This window comes from Prevotella sp. S7-1-8 (assembly GCF_000758925.1).
Lineage (GTDB): Bacteria > Bacteroidota > Bacteroidia > Bacteroidales > Bacteroidaceae > Prevotella.
In genome coordinates, this window is sequence record NZ_JRNC01000060.1 from 23,057 (window position 1) to 33,171 (window position 10,115).

General features: G+C 47.9%; 5 protein-coding genes. All 5 read left to right on the top strand.

What is annotated here, in order from left to right:
* Positions 1 to 19 precede the first annotated feature (19 nt).
* On the top strand, positions 20 to 2,125 hold the full coding sequence (locus tag HMPREF1640_RS09700) for a type IA DNA topoisomerase (RefSeq protein WP_036894232.1): 2,106 nt from the start codon (positions 20 to 22) through the stop codon (positions 2,123 to 2,125).
* A gap of 92 nt (positions 2,126 to 2,217) precedes the next feature.
* Positions 2,218 to 6,822 (top strand): DUF2958 domain-containing protein, encoded by a 4,605-nt coding sequence (locus HMPREF1640_RS09705; protein ID WP_036894233.1) that lies wholly within the window; start codon positions 2,218 to 2,220, stop codon positions 6,820 to 6,822.
* A 264-nt stretch (positions 6,823 to 7,086) separates the two neighbouring features.
* Positions 7,087 to 8,340, top strand: a complete 1,254-nt coding sequence (locus HMPREF1640_RS09710) for a site-specific integrase (protein WP_036894238.1) — start codon at positions 7,087 to 7,089, stop codon at positions 8,338 to 8,340.
* 13 nt (positions 8,341 to 8,353) lie between these two features.
* Complete coding sequence (locus tag HMPREF1640_RS09715; protein ID WP_008451375.1) at positions 8,354 to 9,673, top strand: site-specific integrase; 1,320 nt, start codon at positions 8,354 to 8,356, stop codon at positions 9,671 to 9,673.
* 8 nt (positions 9,674 to 9,681) lie between these two features.
* Positions 9,682 to 10,115 (top strand): DUF1896 domain-containing protein (locus tag HMPREF1640_RS09720; protein ID WP_036894236.1); only part of this gene is annotated, 434 nt, incomplete at its 3' end.

Below are 10,115 nucleotides of genomic sequence, written 5' to 3' on the forward strand. Positions count from 1 at the left end.
CTTAATTCTATTATCGACTATGACAACTTGTATTATTGCCGAGAAACCCTCGGTAGCCAGAGATATAGCCCGCATTGTTGGGGCAAATAGCAAGAAGGACGGATATTTAGAAGGAAGTGGGTATCTCGTTACATGGGCAATGGGACACCTCATCGCCCTTGCCATGCCTGAAGCCTACGGCTTTTCCGCCTACAAAGCCGAAGACCTGCCCATCCGTCCCAATCCTTTTCAGTTAGTGGTACGCCAAGTGCGCAGGGACAAGGAATATATATCCAATCCTGCAGCACTCAAACAACTCAAGGTGATACGTTCCTGCTTCGACAAGGCAGACCGTATTGTTGTTGCCACCGATGCAGGGCGTGAAGGAGAGTTGATATTTCGCTATATTTATCAACATCTTGGTTGTAGGAAACCTTTCGACCGTCTTTGGATTTCATCACTGACGGATAAAGCTATCCGTGAAAGACTTTCCAATCTCAAATCTGGAAGCCATTACGATAATCTCTATTACTCCGCCAAGGCAAGAAGCGAAGCCGACTGGTTGGTGGGTATCAATGCCAGCCGTGCATTGTCCATCGTCCGCAAAGGCGGCTATTCCTTGGGACGGGTACAAACCCCAGCTCTTGCTATGGTCTGCCGTCGGTATATAGAGAACCGTGATTTTTCTTCCGTACCATTTTGGAAATTATCCGTTCTCACAGAAAAAGAGGGTTTGTCACTGAAAGCCGTTGGCTGTAAAGACTATGAGAATGAAGCATCAGCACAGACAGCTCTCGCTACGCTTCGCAGTCAGAGCCAGCTTACAGTGGAATCGGTCGTAAGACGAGTTGATGAGCATGGGCGAATAAAGGTAACACATACCGCGCCACCACTCTTGTACGACCTTACTGCCTTGCAGAAAGATGCCAACAGACGCCACGGCTTTTCAGCAGACAAAACCCTCTCAATAGCCCAAAGCCTCTATGAGAAGAAAATCACGACCTATCCCCGCACAGGCAGCCGATACATCAGTGAGGATGTTTTCGAGGAAGTACCCACCCTGCTCCGCAAGACAGGAGAAACACTTCCGACTCCGCTTAACCGCCATTCGGTGGATAACACAAAGATAACAGACCACCACGCCATTATTCCTACAGGAGAAACACCACAGGGCTTATCGGCAGAAGAGGTGACCGTCTATCAGATGGTAGTAACTCGTTTCATCGAAGCATTTTCTCCCGATTCAGAGGAAGATCGTATGCAGGTTCGTTTCACGGACGGCACCAACACCTTTACTTGGAAAGCATGCCGACAAATCTCTTTAGGTTGGAAAGCCGTACAGAAAGGTAAAGAAGCGGAAGCAGATAAGAAAGAAGATAGTGATGAACATACTTTGTCTTCATTGCCGAACTTAGCAGAAGGTGAAGTCCTATCACTTGTCAATGCGGACATCACCGAGCATAAAACCAAACCTAAACCTCTCTACACAGAAGCGACACTGCTTTCTGCTATGGAGAACGCAGGAAAAGAGGTCGAAGATGCAGAAAGTAAGAAAGCAATGGCTGAGTGTGGCATCGGAACACCTGCCACCCGTGCCAACATCATCGAAACGCTTATCCTCCGTGACTATATCCGAAGAGACAAGAAATCCATCATACCTACCGAGAAAGGCTTGGTCGTCTATGAGATTGTCAAGGACAAAAAGATTGCCAATGCAGAGATGACAGGTGGTTGGGAACTGGCTCTTGCCGCTATCGAGGCTGGACAGATGCCGCCCGAAAAGTTTGCACAAGGCATCAACTCTTACGTTGGCACCATTTGTGAGGAACTGCTTTCTCTTGCCCCCAAACAGAAGTCTTATCCCACCTATCGCTGCCCCAAGTGTGGCACTGAGAGCGTGGGCATCTATGCCAAGGTTGCCAAATGCAGACATGAGGACTGTGACTTTCATATCTTCCGTGAGGTTTGTGGCACGCTTCTCACAGAGGACCATATCCGGGATTTGCTAACCACAGGACGTACACCCATTCTCAAAGGATTGACCAGTAAGGCAAGCAAAAAGTTCAACGCCCGACTTGTCCTTAATGAAGATTACACCACTTCTTTTGAATTTGAAAACAGGAAAGGAAAACAAAGAGGGAGATAATCCCCATAGAAACAAAGCGGAACAGAACAGGTCGGAAGGTGATATACTGTTATCTTCCGACCTTTTTCCTCCTTAATTAAAAAGAAAAAACTATGGCATACAATAAGAAAAACGTCCTTGAAGCCAACACAGAAGCCATCCGTGTTGTGCTTCGCTTGGAAAAAGAACGCCGCGAAGCCACCGAAGCAGAGAAAAGTATCTTACGGAACTATCAGGGCTTCGGTGGCTTGAAATGTGTACTCAACCGCACAGATAACCCCGATGATATACGCTATTGGAGCAAGTCAGAGCAGAATCTCTTTGAACCGACACAGCAGCTCAAACAGATGATTTATCGTGAATCCGTAGATGCCAATACCGCCAAACGGTACTGGGAGAGCATCAAGGCAAGCGTGCTAACCTCCTTCTATACCGATACCCGTATCGTGTCTGCTATATCGGACGCACTTGCCTCCACAAACCTGCAGATAAGACGATGTTTAGACCCTTCTATGGGTATGGGTGCCTTTGCCGAGACCTTTGCAAAGCAAGCGGGTGTTGTAGATGCAATGGAAAAGGACCTGCTCACTGCCCGCATCAGCCAAGCCCTGCACCCTTATGGAAAAGGCAATATCTTCGTTCAAAACGAGCCTTTTGAAGCCATTGGAGAACTGGAAGACAAGGACAAATACGACCTTGTTACAAGTAACATTCCTTTCGGTGATTTCATGGTCTATGACCGAGAATACAGCAAAGGCAAGGACACTCTCAAACGTGAGTCCACACGTGCCATCCACAATTACTTCTTCGTGAAAGGTCTGGACTGCATCAAGGAAGGTGGCTTACTGGCATTCATCACCTCTCAGGGTGTATTGGACAGTCCTCGCAATGAAGCCATACGCCGTTACCTCATGCAGAACAGTCGCCTTATCTCCGCTCTCCGTTTACCGTCGGGCATGTTTTCAGATAATGCAGGAACGGATGTAGGCAGTGACCTCATCGTCCTGCAGAAGCAGACAGGTAAAGAAATCAGCGAGGGGATTGAACAGCAGTTTGTAGAAACTCTTTCCGTTCCCAAAGAAGAAGGCTCTTCTGTCGTCTTCAAGCACAACTCACTTTTTGCAGGAGATTGGAAAGACATTGCTCACCGTATCATCGCCACGGAGCGCACGATGGGTACAGACCCCTACGGCAAGCCTACATGGGAGTATCGCTTCGATGGCAGCATTGATGATATGGCGGAGAGTATCAGGACACAGCTCTCCTTGGAAGTTGAGCAACGCTTTGACCGCAAACTCTATGAAACAGGCATACCTATGACGGAGGAGGAACGGCAGAAAGAAGCCGAGAAGCAACTGCATAAGTTAGGGATAACGGTTGATTTGCCCAAAGAGGACCCAAAAACGGACAAGGAGGCGGAGAATGCCTATAATTTGATGCCCGACAGTATCAGGAAGCAACTACCTAAACTTTACAGTACGGAAAAGGAACTCATTGGCGATAAGATAGCCTATGCACGCTATTTCTTCCCGATGGGAGCATACACAGCCTACCTTCTGGAATATGACCCTAAGAGCCGCATTGGTTTCGGTGCTGTCACGATGGGTTACGGCTGGGAGCTTGGCAATATGTCCCTTGATGAGATGGAAGGCGTGAAGGTAAGAGGACTGGGGATTGAACGCGACCTGTATTTCTCTCCTAAGAAATTGCACGAGATAGCCGAGTTGGAAGAAATCGTCAGGGAACAATATACCAAAGAAGAAGTGGTGGCAGAGGAAATTAAGGAAGAAGCGGTAACAAATACAGAAGACACGGTTAAGAAGACTGTGAACGGTACTTCTGGAATCAAGATATCCAAGGAAGAGTTGGAAACTGAAACAGAAATTAATGTCGGGCAAGTCATAGAACCGGACGATTTTACCATTACCAAGGCACAGGCAACAGAAAATACCGTTTCCAATGGAGAGACTACTCCATTGCAACCACCATCATCGGAGTCTGTACCACAGCAATCTGTGTCAAAGCAACCATCCATAAACGTTGAACCTGCACCCGAAGGTGTACCCGCCTTGACACTTCACCGACAATACGAACAGGAAAGGTCGGAAATCCGTACGGATATTGAAGCCCCAAGAGAGATGAACGGACAGACGGTGTTCTTTGACGACGATCATCATCCAGTGGTGGGCAACAACATGGAAGACATCGGACAACCGGAGCAACTGTCACTGTTTGCCCCAGAGGAATACAGCCTTTGGACAAGAGAGGTAAGCCGTGTGAACAATGAAATCAAGGATAATTCAGGAACTTCACAGGCGCACCGTCCTATAACACAAACTGCTCCCCAGAAACCATCGGAGTCCAAGATACAAAAGTCAGTAACCTCTCCTCAACGGCGTACCCGTAGTAGCAGGAAAGCAGCTTCTTCCTCTTCACGTGAGCCATCCCTTTTCGACTTCATGAACGAAGACGAGGAGCGCAAGCCAAAACCGATAGCGGAAGTCAGAAAGGAGTTTGACGCTTCCCCACGCCCTTTTCTCTCTTCGCCGGACTCACACCTAAGAGACGGCACCATTGTCGTGCAGAAAGGGCAGGTGGGGTTTCTTTCTGATCTGAAGCGACATCCAACCTTTAATCCGATGGACTTGCCGTATGCACAGCTTTCCCGTCTCAAAGCCTATATCGAGATACGGGAGTGCTATCATCGTCTCTATGACTACGAGGCAGAAAACCATGCTGAAGACAAGGAAGACCGCAGCAGGCTCAACCACCTATATGATGACTATGTTGCACGCTGGGGCTACTTTAACCAGAAGGCGAACACCGACATCATCAAGATGGATGCTACAGGCGTGGAAATGCTCTTCTTGGAACGGTCCGAAAACGGCAGGTACGTCAAGGCGGACATCTTTGACCATCCTACGACATTTTCCACCACGGAACTGACCGTTGCCGCAGACCCGATGGAGGCTCTTGGCGCATCGCTCAACAAGTACGGTACGGTGGAACTTGACTACATGAGTTCACTTTTACCTGATATGGAGGAAAGCGACATCATTTCTTCCTTGGAAGGTCGCATCTATTTCAATCCCGAAGAAAACGCATACGAGGTGGCGGACAAGTTCATTTCGGGCAATGTAATAGAAAAGGCGGAGCGTATCGAGTCATGGCTATTGGACCATCCCGACCACGAAGAAGCAAAGCAGAGCCTTGCTGCCCTACGTGCAGCCACGCCAACCCCCATTCCATTTGCAGACCTTGACTTCAATCTCGGTGAACGCTGGATACCCTCAAAGGTCTATGGCAGGTTCGCATCGGAGTTTTTCGGGACGGATATTGGCGTATCCTACCATTCCAATATGGACGAATACAGCATTATCTGCGACCGAAAGAATGCCAATATCTGGCACAAGTATGCCGTACAGGGTGAGTTCCGCCGCTATGACGGCATCAATCTCCTGAAGCACGCCCTGCACAATACCATTCCCGACATCAACAAGAGCAAGGAAGTGACGGATAAGGTTACGGGAGAGACCAAGACCATTAAAGTAAGGGACGGACATGCCATACAGATGGCGAATGCCAAGATTGAGGAAATCAGACAGGGCTTTGTCGATTGGCTCGGACGCACGCCAGACACCTTCAAGCAGCAGTTATCTGACCGTTACAACCGCCTTTTCAATTGTTTTGTACGACCAAACTTTGATGGTACGCACCAGACGTTTCCAAACCTTGACCTTAAACGATTGGGTATTGCTGACCTCTACAAGAGTCAGAAAGATGCCGTATGGATGCTCAAAACCAACGGTGGCGGAATCTGCGACCATGAGGTGGGAGCGGGCAAGACGCTTATCATGTGTACGGCTGCCTATGAGATGAAGCGATTGGGACTAGCAAACAAGCCGATGATTATCGGGCTGAAAGCAAACGTCTTCGATATTGCCGACACCTTTAGGAAAGCTTATCCCAATGCTAAGGTACTCTATCCCGGCAAGAATGATTTTAATAAGCAGAACCGCCAACGTATCTTCAACGACATCAAGAACAACGACTGGGACTGTATCATCCTCACGCACGAACAGTTCGGCATGATACCGCAGGCCTTGGAGATACAGGAAGCGATTATGCAAAAGGAACTGGACTCAGTGGAAGAGAATCTCGAAGTGTTGCGACAACAAGGAAGAGACATCTCCCGTGGAATGCTCAAAGGACTGGAGAAGCGCAAGCAGACGCTGGAAGCGAAGCTGCAGAACATACAGGACAGCATCGCTGAGCGTAAGGACGATGCTGTAGACTTCAAGATGATGGGTATCGACCATCTCTTTGTAGATGAAAGCCATCAATTTAAGAACCTGATGTTCAATACCCGCCATGACCGTGTATCAGGCTTGGGCAATCCGGACGGCTCACAGCGTGCCTTAAACATGCTCTTTGCCATTCGTACCATACAGGAGAGGTCGGGCAAGGATTTGGGAGCGACTTTCCTTTCGGGAACGACCATCTCCAATAGCCTGACGGAGTTGTATCTCCTGTTCAAGTATCTCCGTCCACAGGCTTTGGAAAAGCAAGGTATCAACAGTTTTGACGCATGGGCAGCCGTCTTTGCCAAGAAGTCGACAGACTACGAGTTCTCCATCACGAATGACATCATACAGAAGGAACGGTTCAGAACATTTATCAAGGTGCCAGAGCTGGCTGCGTTTTATGCGGAAGTATAGGAGTTGGAAGCAAGAAAAGGAGAAGAATGCGTATCTGATTGAAATAGAGGAGATATTGCCTGCTTACTCATTGAGTTGCATCAAAGGAAATAGGCGAAGAAAGGAGTGAAAAAGCAAGAGTTCAGTTACCAAATCGTTCGAGAAACGATGAAAGGAAAAGAACAGCTAAAAGTGGTAACTAAAACGGTGATTTCTCTTTCATTATCAATGTTTTGCATCGCTCTAAGTTCCTCTGGGAAGTATAATTTTGTAAGCAAAAAAACAATGGAAAAAGAAAAAATCAAGCTGCTTTTCTACCTCAAGAGAGGTACGCAGGACAAAAACGGAAAAAGTCCCATCATGGGACGCATCAGTATCGGTCGCTCAATGGTTCAGTTCAGTTGCAAATGTGCCTGTACGCCAAAAATTTGGGATAGTCGTAAACAGCGACTTGTGGGAAAGAGTTCCGAAGCCGTATCAGTGAACAGGGAACTTGACCAACTGCAAGTAAGTGTCCATCAAGTTTATGAATCGCTTTCGGGCAAGTTGAACAACACTGTCACGGCAGGGAAGATAAGGGAACTTGTATTCGGGTTAAACAGCGAGTCGCAGGGGCTGCTTCATCATGCGGATGAGTATATTGACCGCTTCCGTGAGCGAGTTGGCATAGATCGCAGCGAAAGAAGACTGAAATGTCTGCTGCTCTTCCGCAAGCATCTGTCTGAATTTCTGAGATGCCGCTACCATGTGGACGATATTCCCGTGCAAAAAGCCGATACAGCCCTTATCAAGGACTTGGAGGAGTATTTTGCCAAAGAAAAGGGGTTTAAACTCAACACTTCGGCTGGTTATCTTACTATGCTGGCATCCCTGCTCAAAGACCTGCACAAACGGCACATTATAGACTCCTATCCTTTTATCGGCCATTCCATCCGCTGGGACGTTGGAACACCCCGATACATTACAAGGGAGGAAGTAAACAAGATTGCGGCATTAACCGATAACGAACTGCAAGGCTACGAGCAGGTGTCGAGGGATATGTTTCTCTTTTCATGCTATACAGGGCTTTCCTACACGGATGTGTACCACCTCACGGCAGAGCATATCATCCACGAGTCTGATATGGATTGGATACGCAAGCCGAGAGTGAAGACGGGCAATGTATGCCACATTCCATTATTACCCGAAGCATCCGCCATCATTGAGCGGTACAAGGGCATTCATACGAGGGCGTTCCGCCACGAACCCCCAAAAGGGTATCTGCTGCCCATACCGGGCTGTGACACGTTGAACATACACCTCAAAAAGATAGCACGGCTTTGCGGTATTCAGAAAACGCTGACCTATCACATGGCAAGGCATACCTTCGCATCGCAGATGACGCTTTCAGAAGGCGTGTCCATCGAAAGCGTATCGAAAATGCTCGGACACAGCCAGATAAAGACCACACAGGTGTATGCAGAGACTTCTCCAGAGCGTGTCTTTCGGGATGTGGAGAAGATTCTCCCTCTCATCGCACAATATCGTTTAATCAACTAAAAGTCCAAGAACAATGAAAAGTACATTTTCAATTCTATTCTATATAGACAGAAGCAAGACAAGCGAAAGGAATGAATGCATTATCCGCTGCCGTATCACCTGCAATGGTGCGTCTTCTTCATTCTCAACAGGTTTGTACACCTCCCCAGATGATTGGCAAGCAAAGAAAGGGCGCATAAAAGTGGTGGCAAACAGAGTGAATGCCGTCAATCTGCAACTGAACTCAATAGAAGACCGACTTCACGCACTCTATGAACTCACGTTAAGAGAAGAGAACTACATTACGGCTGAATACCTGAAAGAGCAGTACCAGCACCAAAACAAACCCACCCCGACACTCATAGAGATTTACCAATCCGTCTGTGAAAGCAAGGAGGCATTGCAGGGCAAGACGATAGGAAAGGCTACCGTCAGGGCTTTCAGGGACAGTAGGAAGAATTTTGCACTTTTTCTAAAAACAAGGGGAAACGGGGACTCCCTTCCCAAAGAGGCAGACAAGGACCTCATAGAACATTACCGCCTATTTATGCTGCGGGACTTGGGAAACAAGGAAAGCACTGTTTCCAATCGTCTGCGCCACCTGCATCAAGTCATCCGAAAAGCACTGCAAGAGCGATATATCCGTGAAGACCCTTTTGAGCAGATAGACATTGAAACGCCCACCTACGAGCGCAATGCCCTCACTTCTGACGATTTACACAAACTTCTCTCATATCGCCCACACCGCTCGGTGGACAACCATTGCAGGCTCATCTTCCTCTTGGGCTGTTTCACGGGGCTGGCATTCTCAGACTTGAAGAAACTCCGAATGGACGATGTTTATACATTCGGGGATGGGCGCAGGTACATATCGCTCTGTCGCACAAAGACACAGAACAGGAGCATTGTTCCTTTGTTGCCCATTGCCGAAGAGATACTCACCATTGTCAGTGACGGACGAAAGGAGGGTTTGCTCTTTCGTGAGTTCCCCACGAATAGCCATTTCAACCGCAAGATAAGGGACATCATCATCAAGGCAGGCCTCCCACCTCATACCGAAGCCACTTCGCATACGGCACGGCACACCTTTGCCACGACCATCTGTTTGGAGAACGGCTTGCCGATAGAAACCGTCAGTAAGATACTCGGACACCGTTTCATTTCCACCACCGAACTTTATGCAAAGGTTAGCAAGAGTAAGATTGCCCGTGAGATGCAGCCACTCATGGGTAGCAATACCACAAGGGAACTGCGAAAGGCTTTGCGTGTCTGTCCGCCAAGACAGCCAAGCGGAGGACAAGTAACTTGTTCTTTGACCGCAAAGCAACCATCATTGAACATCAACGCTAAATAAAATTAAAAATGAAAGAGAACAAAAAGCTGGAACTTTCCTATTTTCGATTGAAATTAAGAAGTTATATGGGTGAGCATCACCCCGAGAGATTGCAAGATACGGAGTTTATCACTGCACGGGCAGATATGGCTCTCACAGCTTACTGCGATGCCGTGGCGCAAGGTTTCACTCACCCCGAAGCGGAAAGTATGGCAAGCGAGGTTTTGTATCAAGGCTTGCATTTTTCCAAGTATGACACGCTTGTATCTGTATTGGAAAATGAGTTTGAAAGGGAACTGCCTGCATCGCTTCCTGAAAGACTCGCAACCATCTTGTTGTCGAATAAGGCTATTCAAGCCACATTCGACAAGTTCGGTTTGACGGACACATTTGCTTCTGACGAGCAATACGACCGTCTTTACACCGAACTCACAGGCACGGTAGTGTTGCTCTTCGAGAGCAC